Annotated in this window: 17 protein-coding genes; 8 read left to right on the forward strand and 9 right to left on the reverse strand. The window is 62.1% G+C overall.

Annotated features, from left to right (window positions below; genetic code table 11):
* Positions 1–61: 61 nt before the first annotated feature.
* Positions 62–3,010: a TonB-dependent receptor gene (locus GSQ73_RS05815; RefSeq protein ID WP_158881997.1), complete on the reverse strand. Its 2,949-nt coding sequence runs from the start codon at positions 3,008–3,010 to the stop codon at positions 62–64.
* Positions 3,011–3,516: 506 nt separating this feature from the next.
* Here GSQ73_RS05815 and GSQ73_RS05820 point away from each other — a divergent pair.
* Complete coding sequence (locus tag GSQ73_RS05820) at positions 3,517–5,136, forward strand: alpha-glucosidase family protein (protein WP_158882474.1); 1,620 nt, start codon at positions 3,517–3,519, stop codon at positions 5,134–5,136.
* A 7-nt stretch (positions 5,137–5,143) separates the two neighbouring features.
* On the opposite strand, the gene GSQ73_RS05825 is transcribed toward GSQ73_RS05820, so the two are convergent.
* The 6 genes from GSQ73_RS05825 to GSQ73_RS05850 form a co-directional block, all read right to left on the reverse strand.
* Positions 5,144–6,802 (reverse strand): M28 family metallopeptidase, encoded by a 1,659-nt coding sequence (locus tag GSQ73_RS05825; RefSeq protein WP_158881999.1) that lies wholly within the window; start codon positions 6,800–6,802, stop codon positions 5,144–5,146.
* 105 nt (positions 6,803–6,907) lie between these two features.
* Positions 6,908–7,330, reverse strand: a complete 423-nt coding sequence (locus tag GSQ73_RS05830) for a PepSY domain-containing protein (RefSeq protein WP_158882001.1) — start codon at positions 7,328–7,330, stop codon at positions 6,908–6,910.
* Positions 7,331–7,401: 71 nt separating this feature from the next.
* Positions 7,402–7,623: a hypothetical protein gene (locus GSQ73_RS05835; RefSeq protein WP_158882003.1), complete on the reverse strand. Its 222-nt coding sequence runs from the start codon at positions 7,621–7,623 to the stop codon at positions 7,402–7,404.
* A gap of 26 nt (positions 7,624–7,649) precedes the next feature.
* Entirely contained in the window at positions 7,650–8,561 is a 912-nt protein-coding gene (locus GSQ73_RS05840; protein ID WP_158882005.1) for a PD40 domain-containing protein, read from the reverse strand.
* A 136-nt stretch (positions 8,562–8,697) separates the two neighbouring features.
* Positions 8,698–9,459 carry a LytTR family transcriptional regulator DNA-binding domain-containing protein gene (locus GSQ73_RS05845; protein WP_254063299.1) on the reverse strand — a complete coding sequence of 254 codons (762 nt, stop codon included), beginning with the start codon at positions 9,457–9,459 and terminating at the stop codon, positions 8,698–8,700.
* The gene (locus tag GSQ73_RS05850; RefSeq protein ID WP_158882009.1) at positions 9,447–10,535 is read right to left on the reverse strand and encodes a histidine kinase; all 1,089 of its coding nucleotides are present in this window, start codon (positions 10,533–10,535) and stop codon (positions 9,447–9,449) included. Before GSQ73_RS05850 ends, GSQ73_RS05845 begins: the two co-directional genes overlap by 13 nt.
* 251 nt (positions 10,536–10,786) lie before the next feature.
* On the opposite strand from GSQ73_RS05850, the gene GSQ73_RS05855 reads away from it, so the two are divergent.
* The 5 genes from GSQ73_RS05855 (at position 10,787) to GSQ73_RS05875 (ending at position 18,864) form a co-directional block, all read left to right on the forward strand.
* Entirely contained in the window at positions 10,787–11,311 is a 525-nt protein-coding gene (locus GSQ73_RS05855; protein ID WP_158882011.1) for a nuclear transport factor 2 family protein, read from the forward strand.
* A gap of 124 nt (positions 11,312–11,435) precedes the next feature.
* Positions 11,436–12,908 (forward strand): PLP-dependent aminotransferase family protein, encoded by a 1,473-nt coding sequence (locus GSQ73_RS05860; protein ID WP_158882013.1) that lies wholly within the window; start codon positions 11,436–11,438, stop codon positions 12,906–12,908.
* A 112-nt stretch (positions 12,909–13,020) separates the two neighbouring features.
* The gene (locus GSQ73_RS05865; protein WP_216844731.1) at positions 13,021–14,565 is read left to right on the forward strand and encodes an efflux transporter outer membrane subunit; all 1,545 of its coding nucleotides are present in this window, start codon (positions 13,021–13,023) and stop codon (positions 14,563–14,565) included.
* Entirely contained in the window at positions 14,555–15,742 is a 1,188-nt protein-coding gene (locus GSQ73_RS05870) for an efflux RND transporter periplasmic adaptor subunit (RefSeq protein WP_254063300.1), read from the forward strand. Before GSQ73_RS05865 ends, GSQ73_RS05870 begins: the two co-directional genes overlap by 11 nt.
* A gap of 47 nt (positions 15,743–15,789) precedes the next feature.
* Positions 15,790–18,864, forward strand: a complete 3,075-nt coding sequence (locus GSQ73_RS05875) for a CusA/CzcA family heavy metal efflux RND transporter (RefSeq protein ID WP_158882015.1) — start codon at positions 15,790–15,792, stop codon at positions 18,862–18,864.
* Positions 18,865–18,906: 42 nt separating this feature from the next.
* Here GSQ73_RS05875 and GSQ73_RS05880 read toward each other — a convergent pair whose 3' ends face one another.
* Positions 18,907–19,287 (reverse strand): helix-turn-helix domain-containing protein, encoded by a 381-nt coding sequence (locus tag GSQ73_RS05880; RefSeq protein WP_158882017.1) that lies wholly within the window; start codon positions 19,285–19,287, stop codon positions 18,907–18,909.
* A gap of 107 nt (positions 19,288–19,394) precedes the next feature.
* Between GSQ73_RS05880 and GSQ73_RS05885 the strand changes: the two genes are divergently transcribed.
* Positions 19,395–20,141 carry a glucose 1-dehydrogenase gene (locus GSQ73_RS05885; protein ID WP_158882019.1) on the forward strand — a complete coding sequence of 249 codons (747 nt, stop codon included), beginning with the start codon at positions 19,395–19,397 and terminating at the stop codon, positions 20,139–20,141.
* A 227-nt stretch (positions 20,142–20,368) separates the two neighbouring features.
* A complete protein-coding gene (locus GSQ73_RS05890; protein WP_158882020.1) occupies positions 20,369–21,754 on the forward strand; it encodes an Hsp70 family protein in 1,386 nt (461 codons plus the stop codon).
* Positions 21,755–21,802: 48 nt separating this feature from the next.
* Here GSQ73_RS05890 and GSQ73_RS05895 read toward each other — a convergent pair whose 3' ends face one another.
* Positions 21,803–22,315 (reverse strand): hypothetical protein, encoded by a 513-nt coding sequence (locus GSQ73_RS05895; protein WP_158882022.1) that lies wholly within the window; start codon positions 22,313–22,315, stop codon positions 21,803–21,805.
* Between the last annotated feature and the right edge of the window lie 101 nt (positions 22,316–22,416).

Raw genomic sequence — 22,416 nt, forward strand, 5'->3', positions numbered from 1 at the left:
AAAAAAAGAGCCCCGTCGACGTGCGCGACGGGGCTTTGCGGGGGAGGCAATGAAAGAAGGATTACTGGAACTTGTAGGAGACGCCCACTTCGTAACGACGACCGTATTCCTCCCAGGTCAGCACCTGGCGCGGGTCGTTGTTCTGGTAGGTAACGAAGGCCTTGTTCGACAGGTTGGAACCCTGCGCGATCAAGGTGAGGCCATTCAGCGGGCCATGATCGAACGAGTAGCTGACCTGGGCGTCGTAGCTGCTTCCGCCCTTGATGGTCTGCTCGATGCGCGTGGCGCTGATGCCTGACACTTCGCCCAGGAAACTCGAACGGAAATCGTCGCCGATGCGCGCTTCGAAACCGTCGTGCTGGTAGTAGAGCGTGCCGTTGGCGACCCATTTGGAAAGGCCCGGCACGGTGATCGGATTCGTGTTGCCGGCATACACCAGCGCGCTCTTGGTGTAGCTGCCGCTGAGAATGGTGCCGAAGCCGCCAAGCGCCGGTGCGAAGTTGCCGAACGGCAGGTTGAAGGTGGTCTGCAGACCTTTCACGTAACCGCGGCCGTCGTTGGTTGGCCCGGACACGATGCCTTCGGTGGTGCCCAGCTGCGCCTGTTGTGCGGGCGTCAGGTACGACGGAACCAGCGCGGCGAAGTCATACAGATAAGCCGCGGTCGGATTGATGTAATCCTTCAGCTTCAGGTAGTAACCCGACACCGAAATGTAGCCGCCACCACCGGCGCTGCGGCACAGGTCCGACTGCTTCGCATCGCTGGCGTTGCACTGATAACCGGACGTGTCGCCGGACAGATAGTGCTCGTAGCTGATGTTGTAGTTGTCGGCCATGGTCGGCTTCAGTTCGGCGTTGCCGCCGGTGGCGCTGAAGTACGACTGGTTCGGATCGGTTTCGGTCAGGTGCGTGATGTTGCCGGTAACGCCAAGGCTCGCGCTCATCTGATCCATGCGCGGCTGCGCCATCACGCGTGCCGCACTGACGCGCAGATCGTTGTTTTCGTTGAAGCTGAAAATCAGGTTGGCGCTCGGCAGGTAGCGGGTGTAATTGGTTCCGCCACTCACCGGCACCAGGATCGCATTGGATTGGCCCGCGGCATTGGCAGTGGTCGCCGTCACACGCTGGCCGTCCGAGGTCTGATCCGTGTGCGCCACCTGGATACCGACGTTGCCACGCAGGCCGACGCTGCCGACGGTGGTGTCGAGGTTGAACTGCAGATACGAGGTGAGATCGCGCTCGTTGACCTTCCAGTTCGGCGGTACTGCGATCGACGACAGCGAGGTCGGCAGTTCCGTGTACGTACCGTTGGAAATCATTTCGAGCGGGTTGTAGCAGGCCTGCTGACCGATGCCCATCCAGCCGAGCGGATCGCAGGTGCCGCCGGTGTACGGCGCGGTTTCAACCGGCGTATTGGTCGGGCTGAACACGCCGCCGCCCAAGGTAAGAAAGGTCTGGCCAATGGTGTAGTTTTTCTGCCGCGTACCGCGTACCACGCCGGCTTCGACGCTGGAGAATGGGCCGGACACGAAGTCACGCTTGACGCTCGCGCGCAGGTTGGCGAGATAGTCGTTGGTGCTTGGCTGGTTGATGAAACCAGCCTGCACCACGCCCGGGCTACCGCCTGCGCCCCAGCCCTGCGGGTCGGTGAGCACGATCTGGTTCGAGCCGTAATCGAGCATCGGGTCCAGGAAAAGCTTTCCGTTGGGAAGTTCGCTGAAACCGAGCGTATCGGTAGCGCCCGAGCCGACGTTGTAGCCGGTGCCCGAATAGCTCTCGAGCTGGAAGTCGCGACGATCGGCGCGCGAGTAATTGGCATCGAGTTCGCCGGACCAGTTGTCGCTGAACTTGAACTCGTTGCGCCAGCCGATATTCCACACCTTCGCCTTGGTCTGGTTGTAGTCGTTGCGGATCACGCCCTTGACGTTGTCGTAGGTGCCGCTCTGCACGAAACCGTTCTGCGAGTTGTAGCCCGGCTCAAGCGAAACGCCCGAGCCATAGGCGAGCGGAAACTCGATGCCCTTGGCTTGCTGGGTTTCCTTGAAGTTGTCGTAGGTCAGGTCCAGCGTGCTGTTGATGAATTCGTTCGGCTTCCACTGGAACGAGGTCAGCAGGCCCTGGCGCTTGAACGTATCGGAGATGCCGTAGTTTTTGGAACCGCCGACCAGCAGCGAACCATCGCTCGCATTGGCGTAGCCCCACGGTGCCTGATGCTCGATCTGCGACGGGTTCGATTCCAGATCGACGCCCAGCGTGACGCCGAACGTGTGATCGGCGAACTGATCGACCCAAATGCCATTGACGTTGTAGCCCTTGTCGCTCACGCCGGGACCCGGCGACAACTGGCTCTTGCCGTCCCACACGTAACGCGCATTGACCGCGCCTTCCGCCTTGTCCTTGTCCAGCGGTCGGATGGTCTGCATGTCGACCGTGCCGGCGAGGCCCTGGCCGATCATGTTGGCCGACGGTGTCAGGTGCACGATCACGTTGTCGAACCAGCTCGCCGGATACTGATCGAACTGCACGTCACGATTGTTCGACGTGGAAACCTGCTGGCCGCCGTTGACCAGCGCGGTGCTGAAGTCCGGACCCAGGCCATGGATGCTCAGTACCTGTGGGCGTCCGCTCACCGTCTGGACGGCCAAACCGGGCAGGCGGCCGAGCGAGTCGGCAATGCTGGTGCCGGGCAGTTTGCCGATCTGCTCGGACGACACCGCTTCGACGATGGTGTCGGCGTTCTTCTTGATCGCGGTGGAATTCTCGATGCTGCTGACGAAGCCGCTGACCTGCACGGCTTCAAGCTTTTTCACCTTCGGCGCGTCTTTCGACTTCGCGTTGGCACGCGCCTGTGCAGCCGTCGTGTCGTCGGCGGGAGCGGTGGTGTCCTGTGTCGCCCATGCCTTGCTGCCCGCATCGTCCGCCTTCGGTGTCGTTGCGGCGTATGCGGCAAAGGTCGAGCTGAAGCAGATCGACGCCAGCGCCATGGCCAGCACATTACGTTTGAGTATCACCGTGATCCCCTCCCAGGGTTGCGCATTGCTTGTTGTCGTTCGGCATGGTCTTAGCCGCTGCCGTTGTATCGATTCGTCGATGACGCATCACGTCGTGACGCGGTCCATCTGCGTGGCGGCCATGGTAGGGCCGCGCTCCAGCAGTGATGCGTTTCATGCATACGTATTCATTGTGCTGCTATGCATCGCAAATGCCTCGACGTGCATCTCATCCACTGGATCGGGCGGACGCTCGTACGAATGGAGTGAAATCGCGATGACTGCAGCAACCGCAACGAACGAACATCGATGCATCGACCGCCAGCGAGCACACATGGTCGATGCGAACGCGCCATGTTGCGCCGCGATGAAGCACGTCCATGAATACGTATGCACTCTCGCCATGGCATCGACATGCTGCCATTAAGCTGCCCGCTAGCCACGAGGACCCGCTGATGAGCGTCGCCGACATGCGGGTCGAACATCCAACAGAACCGCGCTCATCCGAGCAGCGTCCAGAGCAGCAAATGATCGACATCCCCTGGTGGCGTGGAGCCGTCACCTATCAGATTTATCCGCGCAGCTTCCTGGATACCGACGGTGACGGCGTAGGTGATCTTCCGGGCATCATCGATCGGCTGGACTATGTGGCGAGCCTCGGCGTCGACGCGATCTGGATCGCGCCGTTCTTCAAATCGCCGATGGCGGATTTCGGTTACGACATTGCCGACTATCGCGATGTCGATCCGTTGTTCGGGACGCTGGAAGATTTCGATCACCTGCTGGCGAAAGCGCATCGTCTCGGCCTGAAAGTGATGATCGACCAGGTGCTGAGCCATACCTCGATGGAACACGAGTGGTTTCGGCAGAGCCGCGCCAGCCGCGATAATTCCAAGTCCGACTGGTATGTGTGGGCTGACGCACGCGAGGACGGCAGCGCGCCGAACAACTGGCTGTCGCTGTTCGGTGGTTCGGCCTGGCAATGGGAACCACGTCGCGGCCAGTATTACCTGCACAACTTTCTCGCCGCGCAACCCGACCTCAATTTTCACAATCCGCAGGTGCAGGCAGCGGCGCTCGACAACGTGCGTTTCTGGCTCGATCGCGGCGTGGACGGCACACGACTGGACGCGATCAACTTCTGTTTCCACGATCAGCAGCTGCGTGACAACCCGCCCAAGCCGAAGGAAAAACGCACCGGTCGTGGCTTCAGTCCCGACAATCCGTACGCGTTCCAGTACCACTACTACAACAACACGCAGCCGGAGAACCTCGCGTTTCTCGCCGAGCTGCGCGCGCTGATGGACGGCTATACGGATGTCGCCGCGCTGGGCGAAATATCCTCGGAAGATTCACTCGCCACGATGGCCGAATACACCAGCGACCATCGCCTGCACATGGGCTACAGCTTCGAATTGCTCACCGACGATTTCAGCGCCGCGCATATCCGCGACACGGTGCAGATGCTGGAGTCGAAGATGACCCAGGGCTGGCCGTGCTGGGCGATCTCCAACCACGACGTCGAACGCGTTCTCACGCGCTGGGGCAGGGGAAAATCGTCGGCACAACTGGCGAACTTGCTTACCGCGATGGTCTGTTCGCTGCGCGGATCGGTGTGCGTCTACCAGGGCGAAGAGCTCGGGCTCACCGAAGCTGACGTGCCTTACGAAGCATTGCAGGATCCGTACGGCATCGCGTTCTGGCCGCAGTTCAAAGGTCGCGACGGTTGCCGCACGCCGATGCCGTGGACCGATGGTGACCACGCAGGTTTCAGCAACGGCAGGCCGTGGTTGCCGGTGCCGGAGGAACATCGCGCACTGGCGGTCAACGAGCAGGAAGCACAACCGACGTCGGTATTGAACGGCTTTCGCACTTTCATGCACTGGCGCAAGGCGCAACCGGCGCTGCGCTGGGGCGATATTCGTTTTGTCGACACCGCCGAACCTGTGCTTGCATTCACTCGCAGTCTGGACGGCCAAACGGTGTTGGTAATTTTCAACCTGTCGAGCGATTCGGTTGCGATCCTGCTGCCACTGCCGACGGGTTCGCTGCAGATTCTCGAAGGCCATGGCCTTGCGCAGGGCCAGCGCGATGGCGATCAACTCGTGTTGCCCGCCTATGGCGCATGGTTTGCACAGGTCGGCTGAGCGGAAACTATTTCCGCTGGCTGCTTGTTGCATCGCGAATGGCGCGGAATTCCGAGTCCTTGCTCCAGTCCGGCCACTCACCGGAATTCGCCAGGTTGCCGCCGAGCGTGTAGAGCAATTGCAGGTCTCGCGCCATGCCGGTGAACGGCCAGCTGGCCTGCCATTCGTCCGCAGGCTGGTGATAGCGATTGGCCGTGTAGTCGTCATCCGCCGCTTTGCCGGCTGCGACGCCGCCATCGATCCAGTCGTTGCCGGAACCGAATGAAATCGCCGGCACGCCGCGCTTGGCGAACGAAAAATGATCGGAGCGAAAGAAACCGCCGGCCTCGGGTTTGGGATCGGCGGAGTACGTCATGCCGTGGGTTTTCGCATCGGCGATCAGGTTGTCCAGCAGGCCGAGCTTTGCGCTGCCGGCGATGGTGAAGTCGCGCGATGGCCCGTGCGGATCGAGCGCGTCCATGTTGATCACGCCGGCGGTGGTGGCGAGCGGATATAACGGCTTCGAGGCGTAGTACTCCGAGCCGAGCAGGCCCTTTTCCTCGGCGGTGACATTGAGGAACACGATCGAACGCTGCGGTTTCGGCGCATGCGAAAACGCGCGTGCCAGTTCGATCAGCGCTGCCGTGCCCGTCGCGTTGTCGACGGCGCCGTTGTAGATGCGATCGCCTTTCGCGTCGGGCTGGCCCACGCCGAGATGATCCCAGTGCGCGCTGTAGATCACCGTTTCGTCCGGGCGTTTGCTGCCCTCGATGCGGCCGACAATGTTGTGCGTGGTGATGACTTTCGAGTCGACCTTGAAATTCGCTGAAAGGGTTTCGCCTTGCAGCACAACGGGCGTGAACGCGCGCGTCTGCGCCTGCTTTTTCAACGTGTCGAAATCCAGCCCGGCGTTCCTGAACATCGCCACGGCGAGATCGCGCTGGATCCAGCCTTCGATCTGTGGATGCACGGACGATGGATGATCGCGCACGATGTCGAACATCGTGTTGGTGTTGGAATTCTTCACCGTTGCCCAACCGTACGATGCCGGCGCGGTTTCGTGGATGACCAGCATGCCGAGCGCGCCCTGCCGCGCGGCTTCTTCGTACTTGTACGTCCAGCGGCCGTAGTAGGTCATGGCCTTGCCGCCGAAGTCACCCTTGCCCGTTTCGAAATCGGGATCGTTCACCAGCACCACCGCGATCTTGCCGCGCAGGTTCGCGCCCTTGAAATCATCCCAATGTCGCTCGGGCGCCTTGACGCCGTAGCCGACAAACACCAGTGGCGCGTGCGCAACCGCGACGGTGGTCGTGCCGTCCATCGGCGCGCGCATCGCGATCTGTTCGCCCTGTTTCAAGGCCATGCGCTTGCCACCCATATCCAGCGAAAGCGAGGGCGTGCCGATGATGTTGCTGCGCAGCAAGGGCACATTCTGCGTCCATGCGCGCTTGCCGTTCACAACATCGCCACCGGGTTGCAGGCCGACGGCTTTCCACTGTGACGTGACGTAATCGATGACTTTCGCTTCCGCCGGCGTCGCCGGCCCGCGTCCTTCGAACGCATCGGAAGAAAGCGTCTTCACCTCTTCCGACAAGTGGTGCGGGTCGATCGTCGGTGCGTTGGAAGTGGCTGCTGGCGACGCCGAAGAAACGGCAAGGGCGAGGGCGGAAAACATCATGCGTTTCACGGGCAGCACCTGTCGGAGGGAACCACGCGATACTAGTGAGCACGCTTGCGACGGTCCAGCCAAGAGAAGGCTGCCCGCATCCGGACAGCCCTTCGTGGCAATCATTCACTCGGCGCCGATCACCTTGCCGCTGTCTGCATCCACCTTGACCTTGACGTGTTTGCCAGATGGATTTTTTGCTTTGGCCTTCCATATGCCATCGTCGAATTTCACATCGTGCACATCGGTATAGCCTTGCGTGGTGAGCGCGGCATTGATGTCGTGTTTGCTCAGTTTCGAGACCTGCTTGTCGGGATAAACCTGACCGGTTTTCGCATCGACGCGCAGCTTCACACTCTTGCCGTTGGCACTCTTCGCATCGGCCTGCCACATGCCGTCCTTGAACTTGAGGTCATTGACGTGGGTATAACCCTGCTCGGTCAGGCGGGTCTGCACCTGCGGTTCTGTCATGGCCTGCTGCTGCGCCATCACCGCGCTCGACACGCCCAGGGCGAGCGCAAGGGACAACGTCGCGATCCTGTTTTTCATGCTCGGTTCCTCGCTGCGTTTAAGGAGCGCCGAGTCTTCGCCCGCGCACGCCAACAAGCCGTGAACGACGGCTAGCGCGGGACGCTGCTGTTGGCAGATACCAGTACCACCGGGCGCTCGACCATCAACTCGTCGCTGGTCACGATGCCGCGGCGGAACATCGTGTAGCCGTACCAGTGCGAGCGACCCGGCTCGATCGCCACGTCGTACGTCTTGCCCGCGCGCTGGAGACGCGTCTGCATTACTCCGTCGACATACGCACCGTCGCCCTCGCCCTCGCGTTTCAGCCTCACGCTGTGATCCACGTGGTCGACCGCGATCACGGTCGCGCTCTCAGCCAGGGTGCCAGCGGGACGCTCCAGATATGGTTGCTGCCCCGGTTCGCTGCCGTGGCGATCGCGGCGCCGGGCAATGCATGGTCGCTGGTGAAATACAGCGTGCGGTGATCGGGGCTGAGGTGCGAGCCCCATGGCTGGTACGGGTTCAGCGCATCGCCCATGTCGACGGGCGCGCTCCATCGCCCGCCCTTGCGAAAGGCGATGTAGAGGCGGTCGGGCTTGCCCTTGCCGGCGTAGTTGGCGTCGAACACGATGAACGAACCGTCCGGTGCAATCGCCGGATCGAGCTTGTGCGCGTTCGCGTCGCCGAGTTCGACGAGGGTCGGCGGGAGGTAGCTGCCGTTGCGATAGGCCGTTCGATACAAACGGAAGTCGTGCCCGGGTGGATCGGCCTGCTGGAAATACACGTCGCCGTTCGCGGCGATCGTCGGCGCAAAGGTGCGCGTGGTTGCGTTCACCGTATCGGGAAAACGGGTGGGCTTGGCCCAGCCGTCACCTTGGCGATCGACGCGCCACAGGTGTCCCCCGTGCAGCGGCTGGCCGCCATCGCTGTCGGGCCGGTTGGAGGTGAACACGATGAACGACCCCTCCGGTGACACCACCGGATCGTGGTCCATCCAGATTCCCGAAAAAGTCGCGACTTGTGGCGTCAACCATGTGCCCGCCACGCGATGGGAAACCATGATCGTCACGCCGGCCTTCGTCTCTTGATCGAAGTACACAGTGTTGCCGTCGGGCGTGAAAGTCAGGCAATCCACGCCGCCGGGCGCGGAGATCACGTCCGGCGCGAAGACGGTAGGGGACACCCTGGCCGACGTATCGCTGGTGCGCGCATTGCAACCGATGCCGAGCAGGCAGACGCCGAGCAGCGCGAAAAGTGTCCGACCGGGCATGTCGTTTCCCTGATGACGATGCCGTCGCGGCACCGATAGCAGCGGGAATGCTGGGGCAGTGCGGGTGGCCGCGCACACTTTTTGTGTCGACCGACTCGAGCTGGGTGACGAAAGGTCGGTTGGCGGGGATCAGCGGTCAGCGCAGGCCGAGCGCCGCGCGCGCCCCGGCGCGGAAGCGGCGGCTGAGATCCAGCCGCGTACCGTCGCGCAGCACCACTTCGGCGTGACCCTGGAACAATGTGTGCACTTCGCGGATGCGATCCACGTTGACCACGATGCTGCGATGGATGCGCAGGAAATCATTCGGATCCAGCGATTCCAGCAGATGCCGCAGCGTTTCCCGATGCAGGAAGCATTTGCCGCCCACATGGATGCGCACGTAGTTGCCGTCGGCACGCACCCAGTCGATATCGCTGACCGGAATCACGCGGCTGTGCTCGCCGGTGTTGACGCTGATACGGCGCAGATAGTTGCCGGCCACGTCGTTCGCTGCGGCATGCGTCGAGACGTTCATGCCGTACCAGTGTTTTTTCACCCGGCCCATGGCCTGATCGAAGCGCTGCTGGTCGATCGGTTTCAACACGTAGTCGATCGCATTGGCGTCGAACGCCGCCAGCGCATGTTCGGCAAAGGCAGTGGCGAACACCAGCAGCGGCAAGGGTGCTTTCGGCAGGCTGTGCAGCAGACCGAAACCATCCTTGCCGGGCATCTGGATGTCGAGAAACATCAGGTCCGGCTCCAGCGCCGCCACAGCCTGCAACGCTTCGCTGGCGTTGCCGCACTCGCCGACGATCTCGATGTCGGCGTGGGATGCCAGCGCCTGCCGAATGGCCAGCCGCGCGAGGACCTCGTCATCGACCAGCAAGGTGCGGATGCGCGGCGCGTTCATCCGTTGCATGCCACGAACGGGAAGCGCAGATCCACCCGCGTGCCGCCGCCGTCGATGCGCGACAGCTGCAGGCGTGCCGAGGTGCCGAACAACGCCTGCAGCCGCTCGCGAGTGTTGCTCAGGCCAATGCCTTCGTGATGTCCGGCCGGCGGCAGCCCGAGCCCATCGTCTTCCACGCGCAGACGCAGCAGATCGCCGGCGCGGTGCGCGGATATGCGCAGGTTGCCGCGCTCGCTCTTCGCCAGCAGCCCATGCCGAAGCGCGTTCTCCACCAGCGGTTGCAGGATCAGGTTCGGCACGGCGGCGTCGAGCGTGTCCGCGGCGATGTCGAGGTGCGTGGTCAGGCGATCCTGGAAACGCACCTGCTGGATGCCGAGGTAGCAATCGAGAAACTGCATTTCGCGCGACAGGGAAACCTGTTGCGCGTTGCGTTCTTCCAGCGTGAGGCGCAGGAAATCGCTAAGCCGCGAAATCATCAGGCGTGCCTGCGGCGGGTCGGCGAGCGCCAGCGCGGAGATCGCGTTGAGCGTATTGAACAGGAAGTGCGGCTGCAGTTGCATGCGCAATGCCTGCAGCTGTGACTGCGCGAGTTGTCCTTCGAGTTGCGAGCTGCGCAGTCGTTCGTCCTTCAGCGAACGCTGTGACGCGAGGCCGCGCAATACAACCAGCAGCAGCCAGTAGATCAGCAGTGCAAAATGGAATTTGTAGACCGATTCCTGGTGCAGAAAATCGTCGAACGTATGTACCTTGCCGATCGGGCTCGGTCCGGTGATCTGCCAATACAGGGTCAGCATCACGGCGGATTGCACGCCGGCAATGACGATGCCGGCAGGAATGTGCACAACCCAGAATCGCGGCCAGTCGTGCGCGCCGCGACGGCCGAGCCAGCTCACCAGCGGCGTCAGCAACATCCACAGATAGAAGTCCAGAAAATTCCAGGCAAACGCGCGCGACCATGAGGCCGGATAGCCTTCGTTGATCGAGCTGATCACCGAGCTGGCCGAATACGACAACACGAGCAGCGTCCAGATCCCGAAAACGAGACTCCAGTTTCTGAAGCGATGCGTGGTGGATGCCGCACTCATGGTTTCGTTTTCTCGTGGCGATGGCGTGTCGCGCAAGACCGAAGTGTGCGCACTGTTCCGTCGATTTGGAAGGCCATCGCAGCAGGCGAAAGCGCTTCAGACGATGCGGAAAAAATCGAACCGCCGCTCGTCACGGCATGGCGACCGCTCGTCACAGCAACGGCTTTTTCATCACAAAGTGGATGCGCGTGAAGGACACGTCTCCCACGCTGCGATGGCGGCGATTCGCCCGCGGCTTTCGGAATCCTGCAATGGCCTTTCGCATTCGACACTCTCAGCTGAGTCACGTCATCGGCGCCGCACTGCTGGTGGGTTCCATGGCGTCGTGTCTTTTCGTGCTGCCGACGCACGCGCAGGATTCGATGTCGAGCAGCGCCGCCGAAAACCAGAAGACCCAGTCCGGTGTGATCGCCACCGACGAGCACTGGAGCGTGGCCGAAATGACCGGCGACACCGCGTATCTGCAGCGGATGCTGATGCCCGACTACCGGTCAGTCGATGCCGACGGCATGGCGTACTCGAAAGACCGCATTGTCGCTGGCGCCGCAAAGCGTAGCGGCACGCCAGTGGCAACGGCCAAGGCCAAGCTTGCCGAATATCGCAAGGTCCATCCGTATGGCACCTCCGTGGTGCTTCAGGGCGACATGGCGATTCTTTCGTTCTACAACCCCGCGCGCGGTGCGCAGAAAGGCGTGAGTTCGTCCGACATTTTCGTCTATGCCGAAGGTCAATGGCACGCGATCTACTCACAGCACGGCGACGTCGAAAAAGGCTGATCGGTTGCATGCGATCGCCCGCACGCATGCTGTCGGCGATCGTTGAATGCGTGCATCGCTCAGCAGGGATTTGATAGTGCGATTCACCGGTGATCGCTATCGTCATGTCGAACTGAACGTTTCAATGTTTTCAGCGCAAGAGGATGACGTGTACCTCGAACTCGACGGATGCGGCCCGAGCTACGCGCAGCTGGCGCGGGCCATTAAAACGGCCATTGCCGAAGGATCATTCACGCCGGGACAGCGCTTGCCGCCGAGCCGCGCGCTGGCGCAGGAGCTCGGCCTTTCGCGCACCACGGTGACTACGGCGTACGAGCAACTGGAAGCCGAAGGCTGCATCGATTGCCTGGTGGGTTCCGGCAGCTATGTCAGTGCGCTGCAGGCGCAGCCCGCGCTGCCTGTCGTGACGGCGCCCATGCTCGCGCCGCCATCGCAATATGCGGAGCGCGCCACACAGGTGCGTCGCGATGCGGTCGCGCGGATGCGCTTCGATGGGCGCTACGATCTGCAATGCGGAAACCCGATGACCAACGCGTCGCTCAGCACGATCTGGGGTCGCGAGCTGGCGCATGCTGCAACGTACACACCGCCGCAGGCTGCGCCCGAACAGGGCTTGCCGTATCTGCGCGAGCAGGTGTGTCGTTATCTCAAGCACAGCCGTGGCATTCATGTGCCACCGGAGCGCGTACTCATCGTCAGCGGTTTCCAGCAGGCGGTGACGCTGGCTGGGCGCGTGCTGGTCAACGAAGGCGAAACGGTGGTGCTGGAAGATCCGCATTATTTTCTCGCACGTCAATCACTGCAGGCCCACGGCGCGCAAATCCACCTCGTGCCCACTGACAACCATGGACTGATCACCGCAGAGCTCCCGGCGCGCGCGCCGCGGCTCATCTACGTGACGCCATCGCATCAATATCCCACCGGCGCGGTGTTGTCTCTCGCGCGTCGGCGCGAGCTGCTGCGTTACGCCGAAGCGAATCAGGCGTGGATTCTCGAAGACGATTACGACGGCGATTTTCGCTACGACTCGAAACCGCTGGCATCGTTGCGTTCGCTCGATCACGCCGATCGCGTGATCTACGGCGGCACGTTTTCGAAAGTGCTGTTTTCATCCCTTCGCCTGGGCTACCTGGTGTTGCCCGCGGCGTTGGTGAAACATTTCGTCGACGCGAAATACCTGTGCGACTACAGCACCTCGGCGATCGAACAAGCCGCGCTGGCGCATTTCATGGAATCGGGTGGATTTTCGCGACATCTGGTGCGTGCGGTGAAGACGCTCAAGACGCGTCGCGAGGAGTTGATCAAGGGCTTGCGCCAGTACGCGGGCGCACGTGTGCAGATCGCCGATTCCTGCGCCGGCATGCACTTGGTGATCTGGATGCGCGATTACACCCACGCGCAGGTCGATGCCTTGATCGCCCTCGCTCGCACGCGCGAGCTGGGCATTTATTCGATTGCGCCGTATTACGAAACCCCGCCGGCCACGCCCGGCCTGCTGCTTGGTTATTGCAGCCTGCCGCCCGCCGATTTGCATGATGCGATGCGGATATTCGGCGAATGCCTGGACACACTGGACGGCATGTCCGCGCGCAGTTGAACGCACTCGCCCAGAGACGGATCGCAAGATATTGAGGCGTGCATCCCGACGGTTTTTACAGCACTGTTACATTATACTGTTGCGTCCGAACGACTCCTCAAGACGCGCTCGCATGAAACAGGCCGATGCCGCCTCCATCGATGAAGAGGGCGCCGACCTTTCGGCTGGCGCAGCGCTTCGATGCGCGCGTGGTTTCTTCGCGATGTCCATGCTGTTGCTTGCCGGTTGCACCGTAGGCCCGGATTTCCACAAGCCCGCTGCGCCGAATGTCACCGGTTACACCGCGCATCCGTTGCCGACCACGATCACCGGGGCGAACGTCGATGCCGGCGAGACGCAGCATTTCATCGATGGTCGCGACATTCCCGCCGATTGGTGGACGCTGTTTCATTCGAAGCCGCTCAACGATCTGGTCGAGCGTGCGCTGGCGAATAGCCCCGACCTGAAAGCCGCGCAGGCCGCGCTCACGGCCGCGCACGAAAACATGCTCGCGCAGCGTGGTTCGTATTTCCCGAATGTGAGTGCAGGCATCGCAGCAAGTCGCGAACAGGATCCGCCCGGTTCGCTCGCGCCGGTGCCGAGCAACAACGCATTTCTCTACAACCTGTACACGCCGCAGCTCAGCATTTCGTATGCGCCCGACGTGTTCGGCTTGAATCGCCGCACGGTCGAATCGCTGAAGGCACAGGAAGCATCCACGCGTTTCCAGATGATCGCGGCACGCATCACGCTGAGCGCCAACGTGGTCGCGGCGGCGGTACAGCAGGCATCGTTGAAGGCGCAGATCGACGCCACGCGCGAGCTCGTCGACATCAACACCAACATGGTCAGGATTCTTCGCTATCAGTTGGCGAAAGGCTATGTCGGCCAGCTCGATGTGTCCGCGCAGGAATCGCAGCTCGCGCAAGCGCAGGCCACGCTGCCGCCGCTGCTCAAGCAGCTGGCGCAGCAGAACGATCTCATCGCGGTGCTCGCTGGACGTTTCCCTGGCGATGCGCCGGATCAATCGTTCGAATTGTCGAACATCGCGCTGCCGCGAGAGTTGCCGGTGAGCCTGCCTTCGACGCTGGTCGCGCAACGTCCTGATGTGCGGCAGGCGGAAGAAAACATGCATGCGGCCAGCGCGCAGATCGGCGTCGCCGTCGCCAATCGTCTGCCGAATATTTCGCTGACCGCCAACGCCGGCAGCACGGCGCTGGCGATCAGCCAGGTATTCAAGTCGGGCACCGGTTTCTGGAACATCGGCGCCGGCATCACCGCGCCCATTTTTCAGGGCGGCACGCTGCTGCATGAAGAGCGCGCGGCAAAAGCCAATTACGTGCAGGCCGCCGAGCAATATCGCAGCACCGTGCTCGGCGCTTTTCAGAATGTCGCCGATTCGCTGGTGGCCTTGCAGCAGGACGGCGATGGCGTGAAATCAGCGGCCGATGCGGCCGATGCGGCGAAGGTGACGCTGGATCTTTCGCAGCGCCAGTCGCAGGTCGGCTACGGAAATTACTTGTCCGTGCTGACCGCGCAACAGGCCTGGCAACAGGCGCGCATCGCGCTGATACAGGCGCAGGCCAGCCGCCTCGCCGACACCGCGGCATTGTTCCAGGCACTCGGCGGTGGCTGGTGGAATCGTACGGATTCATCCCGGGATACCGATGGAAAATAAATTCTTTCGCACGACGACGCGCGCGCTGCGTCGACGATGCGCGCGTCCGCTCGCCACGCTCATGCTGGCCGTTGCCTTCGTTTCGATGACGGCGTGTTCCTCGAAGACCGACAACGATTCTCAGGCGGCATCGACAACGCCGAGCAACGTCACGCTGACTTCGGCGCAACGGCAGAACATCCATCTCTACACAGTCACGTCGTCGCCGTTCCATCGCACGATCGAAGCCAGCGGCGCGGTCGATTTCGACAACGACCAGGCGACCAGCGTACTCGCCGCGTTCTCCGGCCCGGTGTTGCGCTTGCTGGTGAATCCCGGCGACAAGGTGAAGAAGGGCGACGCGCTGGCGATCGTGGATTCGGCCGACTTCGCCACCGCGATCAGCACGTATCGCAAGGCGCTCGCCACGGCGAATACCGATCGACGGCTGGCCGATCTGGAAAAGGATCTGGTGCAGCATCGCGGTGTCGCGCAGCGCGAAGAGGATCAGGCGCAGACCGATGCGGCCAACGCCGATGCGGATGCCGAAGCGGCGTTGCAGGGTTTGCTCGCGTTGAATGTCGATGCGAAGACCATCGCGGATATTCGCCAAGGTCGTTCGGTTTCGAAAGTGCAGAGCGTGATCCGCGCGCCGATCGGCGGCACCGTGGTGGAAAAACTGATCACGCCCGGCCAGCTGTTGCAGGCCGGCACCACGGCATGTTTCACCATCGCCGACTTGTCGCGCGTGTGGGTGATGGCGCAGGTTTCCGTCTCGGACATAGCATCGGTGAGCGTGGGCGATCCGGCGGATGTGGAAACCGGCGTCGATGGAAAAACAATTGCCGGCAGCGTCACCAATATCGCTTCGCTGGTGAGCCCCGACACGCGCCTCGTGGCTGCGCGCGTGGAAGTGGCGAACCCTGGCGTGCTGCTGAAAAAACAGATGTACGTCAACGTGCGCATCCACTCGCGGCAGCAGCACAACGGTCTGCTGGTTCCAGTCGCTGCCGTGCTGCGCGATGACGAAAACCTGCCCTTCGTCTACGTCGCGCAAGCTGACGGTAGCTTTGCACGACGCAGCGTGACGCTGGGTTATCGCGCCGACGATCGCTACGACATCGCCGATGGTTTGCGTGCCGGTGATCAGGTCGTCACCGATGGCGGCATCTTCGTCCAGTTCATGCAAAACCAATGAGCGAGTCACTGCCTCCGAACGGGTACGAACCGCGCACGACCTCGATGATGAATCGGATCGTGGGTTCGTCGCTGGCGCAGCCGCTGGTCGTGTTGCTGCTGACGTTGCTGCTCACCGGTGCGGGTGCGCGTTCGCTGCAACGGCTGCCGGTGGATGCGTATCCCGATCTCTCGCCGCCGATCGTCGAGATCGTGACGCAGTGGCCCGGCCACGCCGCCGAGGAAGTGGAGCGGCTGATCACCGTGCCGGTCGAGCTCGGCATGAATGGCGTGCCGAAGACGGCCAACACGCGATCCATTTCGCTGTATGGCCTGTCCGATGTCGTGCTCACGTTCAAGGACGGCACCGACAACAATTTCGCGCGGCAGGAAGTGTTCAACCGCATGAGCGATCTCGACCTGCCCGATGGCGTGACGCCGTCGGTGTCGCCGCTGTCGTCGCCATCGGGGTTGATCTATCGCTATGTGCTGCAGAGTTCCGATCGAACGCCGATGGAGCTGAAGACGCTGGAGGAATGGACGGTCGAGCCGAAGTATCGCGCAGTGCCCGGCGTCGCCGACGACTCCGGTTTCGGCGGCGGCACGATGCAATACCAGGTGCTGCTCGATCAGGCGAAACTCGCTGCGGTCGGCTTGTCCGCGCAGCAAGTGGAAACCGCGCTGGCCGCCAACAATGGCAACGCCGGTGGTGGTTTTTACTCGCAGGGCGGGCAGTTTTATTACGTGCGCGGCGAAGGCCGCATGGGCACTACCGACGATATCGGCAACGTGGTGCTGGCGGTGCACGACGGCACGCCGGTGCTCGTGAAGGACGTCGGTCGCGTGGTCATCGGCATCGCGCCGCGGCTGGGCGAATTCGGTTTCGAGAAACAGGACGATGCGGTCGAAGGCGTGATCCTGTTGCGCACGGGCGAGAAAACCCAGGACGTGCTGAAGCGCGTCGAGGCGAAAACGCAGGAACTCAACACGCAGATTTTGCCGAAGGACGTGAAGGTTGTGCCGTTCTACGACCGCACCGATCTCGTCGCACAGACCACGCGCATCGTGCAGGACAACCTGCTGCGCGGCATGCTGCTGGTCGTCGTGGTGCTGATTTTCTTTCTCTACGATTTCCGCGCCGGCCTGATCGTGGCCACCACGATTCCGCTGGCGCTGCTGTTCGCTTTCATCTGCCTCGATCTGCAAGGCGCATCGGCGAACCTGCTGTCCATCGGCGCGATCGATTTCGGCATCCTGGTCGATGCCGCGGTGGTGATGGTGGAGAACATCTTCCGCCAGGTCGCCCAGCGCGAAGGCGCGCCACTCGACATCCGCCAGATCATCCGCGACGCCGCTGCCGAAGTGGATCGCCCGCTGTTCTACGCAGTCGCGGTGATCGTGGTGAGTTTCCTGCCGATCTACGTGCTGGCCGGGCCGTCGGGCACGCTGTTCAAGCCGATGGCCGACACGATGATCTTCGCGCTGATCGGCTCGCTCATCGTCACGCTGACGTTGCTGCCGGTGCTGTGCGCGTGGTTCATGCGCAAGGGCGTGCGCGAAAAGCACAACACGATTTTCGAGAAGCTGAAAACGGTTTATGCGAAGGGTCTGGATTTCTCGCTCGAACACGCCAAGGCCGTGACGATCGCATCGGCGGTGCTGCTCGCGCTGTCGCTGCTGCTGATCCCGCGCATCGGCGCGGAGTTCATGCCGCAACTGGACGAGGGCGCGCTGTGGGTGCGCGCGACGATGCCGTACACGATTTCATTCGACGAATCGGCCAAAGTCACGCCGAAGATTCGCGACATCCTGCGCTCGTTCCCCGAAGTCACCAAGGTCGCTTCCGAACTGGGACGTCCGGATGACGGCACCGATTCGACCGGCTTCTTCAACGTCGAGTTCTATGTTGGCCTCAAGCCGTACTCGCAGTGGGCCGGTTCGTACCGCACGAAAGCCGCGCTGACCGAGGCGATCAACAAAAAGCTGCAGGCGTTTCCCGGCGTCATCTTCAACTACACGCAGCCAGCGGAAGACGCAGTGGACGAGGCGGAAACCGGCCTGAAAAGCGCGCTCGCGGTGAAGGTGTTCGGGCCGGACCTGGACACGCTGCAGCAGAAGGGCAAGTCGATCAAGCAGGTGCTTGAACACGTGCGCGGCATCCGCGACGTGACGCTGGTGCAGGAGCTCGGCCAGCCGAGCCTCGCCATCCACATCAAGCGCGACCAGATCGCGCGCTACGGCCTCAACGTTTCCGACATCAACGGACTCATCACCACCGCCATCGGCGGCGACGTGGCGACGCAGGTGGAGCAGGGCGAAAAGCAGTTCGACCTGGTCGTGCGGCTTGAGCAGAAATATCGCGACAACCCGGACGAGATCGGCAACATCCTTGTGGCCACGCCGGCCGGCCAACAAATTCCGCTCAAGCAGTTCGCGGACATCAGCGTGACCAACGGCGCCTCCTTCATCTATCGCGAAGACAACTCGCGCTACATCGGCGTGCAGTTCTCGGTCGAAGGGCGCGATCTCGCTGGCGCGGTAGAAGACGCGATCCAGCAGGTGCATTCGAAAGTGAAATTGCCGCAGGCCTATCGACTCGACTGGGGCGGCGAGTACACCGAATACACGGCATCGCGCGCGCAGCTCAACGTGATTTTGCCGCTGACGCTGGCGTTGATTTTCCTGCTGTTGTTCACGCTGTACAGCAACTTCAAGTTTCCGCTGATCACCGTGCTCGGCGTGCTGCTCTCCGCGCCGGTCGGCGGCATCGTGGCGCTGTGGCTTACTGGCACGCCGTTCTCGGTATCGTCGGGCATCGGCTTCCTCGCGCTGTTCGGTGTTTCGGTGCAGACGGCCGTGGTCTACATCTCCTACGTCAACGAATTGCGTCGTGGCGGCACCAATCTCGCCGAGGCGATCCGCGAAGGCGCGATCCTGCGTTTGCGTCCGATCATGATGACCGCGCTGGTCGCTGCACTGGGTTTGCTGCCTGCCGCGCTCGCCACCGGCGTCGGCACGGACACGCAGCGTCCGTTTGCATTGGTCATCGTCAGCGGCTTGTTCACGCGCCTGCTGATCAGCATCTTCCTGATGCCGGCGCTGTATGCGCTGGTTGCGCGGCCGGACGATCGGCTGGAAGTCTAGACGGCCATACGGCTCGCGCCGAAGTCGCAGTAAAAGCCGGCTTCAGCCGGCCTTTTTCTTCGCCGCCGTCTTGCGTCGCGTGGCGCGTGCCTCATCGGCCGACTGCACGCGATGTGCGGCCAGGATGGCTTTCAGCAACCCGGGAAACCGCTGGTCGACTTCGACGCAGCGCGAGACGGTGTGCATCTCGACGCCGTGGCGTTCGCTGCGTACCAGGCCTGCTTCGCGCAATACACGGAAGTGCTGCGACAACGTGGACTTCGGAATGTCGCGGTCGCTGATCTGCAGGAAGTTGGAACAGGTGCTGGTGCAGCTCGAGCCGGCCAGCTGCGCGTAGATCGCCACGCGCACGGGATCGGAGAGCGCATGCAGGATGCTCTCTACGGTGATGTCTTCGATCGCGGGGTGGAGCAGGGGTCGCATGGTTTCATCCTAGCAGGCCTTGACTTCTAGTTCCATAGTTCATAAGTTACGAACTATCGAATTATTGAACTTCACTCCGCCTTAGCGGGCATCCACAGGAAAACGTCATGAGCAAGCTCACAGGTAAAGTCGCCATCGTCACCGGCGCATCCAAGGGTATCGGCGCCGCCATCGCCAAGGCACTGGCCGCGGCTGGCGCGTCGGTGGTGGTCAACTACGCATCCAGCAAGGAAGGCGCGGACAAGGTCGTTTCGACCATCACTGCCGCGGGCGGCAAGGCCTTTGCGGTCAAGGGCGACGTATCCAAGAAAGCCGATGCCGAGGGCATCGTTGCCGCTGCGATCGAGCAGTTCAGTAAGCTGGATGTGCTGGTCAACAACTCCGGCGTGTACAACTTCGGTGCGCTGGAAGACATCACCGAAGAGGATTTCCATCGCCAGTTTGGCGTCAACGTGCTGGGTCTGTTGCTGACCACGCAGGCCGCCAGCAAGCACCTCGGTGAAGGCGGCAGCATCATCAACATCGGTTCGGTGGTCGCGCGTACTACGCCGCCCGGCAGCGCCGTCTACACCGGCACCAAGGGTGCAGTCGATGCGATCACCGGCGTGCTTTCGCGCGAATTGGGAGCACGCAAGATCCGCGTCAATTCGTTGAACCCGGGCATGATCGAAACGGAAGGCACCCACACCGCCGGCTTCATCGGTTCGGACTTCGAGACCCACGTCGTGACTCAGTCGCCGCTGGGACGCGTCGGTCAGCCGGAAGATATCGCCTCGATCGCGGTGTTCCTGGCCTCCGATGATTCCGCGTGGCTCACCGGTGAACAGTTGCTTGCCGGCGGTGGCATGCGTTGATCGCCAACGCTTGATCTGTTGATACGAAGCGGTCGCGCATCGATGCTGATGCGCGACCGCTTTTTTTGTTGAGATTTTCCCTTGGCGCTTCGAAGCCGCTGAGAAGCGAACGCAAACGTCACGGCGCTATCGACTGACGGCGCATGAGCATTCAAACTGCCGGCCGGCCATCGCGCCTTGACGCCTTCGTCGTCGCATCGTCTCCTATTCCACCCCGGCACGTCCCTATGCACATCGGCATCGATTTCGGTACCAGCTATTCCGCCGCCGCAACCTATCGCAACGGGATGCTGGAAATCATCCGTTTCGGCGACGCGGCGCAATTCCGCACGGCGGTTTTTTTTCCCGAGGTCGTGCCTGACCCAAGCGATTTCGTGCTGACGCCGGCGCTCGAATCGGAAGTGGAAACGCACGTGCGCGATCTGCGCATCCAGCAACGGCAGTTCGGCACGCCCGAGCGCGCGGACGATGTCTTGCGCCGCGATGCCATTCGCGTGGTACGCCGCCAGTGGCTGGAAGAGCGTGCGCGGACTTCGCCTGCCGCCACGCTGGAAAGTTTTCAGCACGCGTTGTTCGGCGACGATGCCGTGGACGCGTACATGGAATACGGCGACGGCAACCTGATCGAATCGCCGAAGTCGATGCTGGGCTTTCGCATGGACGCGGACGTGCGCAAGGTGATCGTGCACATCACCACGCACATCCTCGAACACATTCGCCTGACCGCCAGCCGTCAGCTGGACGAGCCTGTGCGCAGTGCCGTCATCGGCCGGCCGGTGCAGTTTCGTTCGTCGATGGGCGAGCGCGGTTCCGAGCAGGCCATCGAGCTGATTCGCGAAGCGGCGGCGGTCGCTGGTTTCGATGAGATCTCCTTCATGGAAGAACCCGCCGCAGCGGCGATGCACTATCACAAGAGTCTGGAGCATCGTCAGCGCGCACTGATCGTGGACATCGGCGGCGGCACCACCGACGTGGCCTACGCAGAGCTTGGCGGCGGCGAGCATCCGCAGATCACCCGCAGTTGGGGCCTGGCGAAGGGCGGCACCGACTTGGATGTAAACCTCAGCGTCCACGCGTTCATGCCGCTGCTGGGCAACAACATCGCCAACGTGCCGGTGCACTACTTCGTGGAGGCGGCGAGCGTGCACAACCTGCCCAAACAGCGCGAATTTCGAAGGCAGGACTTTCGATTCGTCGACGAGCCGTGGCAGTCGCGGCTGTGCAATCTGCATATACCCGGCGCAACCACCCGTCTCAATCAGGAAGCGGAGCACACGAAGATCGTACTCTCGACCGAGCCGGCGCATCGCTCGGATCTGGGCTTTCTTGAAGACGGCGTGGGCGTGGATACCACGCAGTCGGACCTCAGCGAGGCGATCTCACCCTTCATCCATCGATTGAAGCGCGCGCTCGGTGACGTCAACGACGATCTTGTGGAACTGGAGATTCCGGCCAGCGTTTTCCTCACGGGCGGCACGTCTCGCTCACTGGCCGTGCAAGCTGCGGTACGCGAAAGTTTTCCGAAGATCGATCTTGTGAAAGGCGATCCATCGTTGGGCGTGGTGTCGGGGTTGGCAGTGGCGGCCGCGGAGCTGGACGGCATGCCGCCCTGAGTTCGGTGGCGTCTTCAACGTGCGAGATCGAATCCATTCAATGCGAACTCATGACTCGCCGCCGACGTGCATGAGCAGCGTGTCTGCGCCGTTGTCGCCACGCGAAAGAAGTTTCCATGTGGAGAAGCACGCGCACGGTTCGATCGGGTCAAGCATCAGCTTGCCGTCCGCGATGCTCACGTAGCCGAGCTTGCCGCGTCCCGCCTTTCGCGCATCGACGATCATCAGTGGTCGCTGTGCCGTGAGCATGAGGCTTCCCGGTTTGCCCATGTCGCCATCAGCGGGTGCCTGATCCATCTCGAGTTGCAGTTGCAGGTTGCGCGACGGCAGCGCGAGCGAGCGACGCTGTGCGGCGTCGGCGTTCCAGAGTTCGAACGAGTAGGGCACCTCGTCGTTGAGCCTGATCACGCCCATGCCGTCCGCTTGTCCCTCCGGCAGTTCAACCCTGAGAAAGAAGTTTCGCTTTCCTGTCGGGGATTCGAACGTGCAGAAAAAAGTACCGGGCGGAATCTCCGAGGCGGCAACGGATCGAAGTCCTTCGAGCGGCAAGTTGATCGACATGGAATGGTTTCCGGCTGGGAACGTTGCCGCCAGTTTGAGCAGTGGCGTGCCGATCCGACGTGAAGGTGTTTCATGCACGTGCTAGATCGCCAACTTCGCAA

It is taken from the genome of Rhodanobacter sp. L36 (assembly GCF_009765755.1).
Classification (GTDB): domain Bacteria; phylum Pseudomonadota; class Gammaproteobacteria; order Xanthomonadales; family Rhodanobacteraceae; genus Rhodanobacter.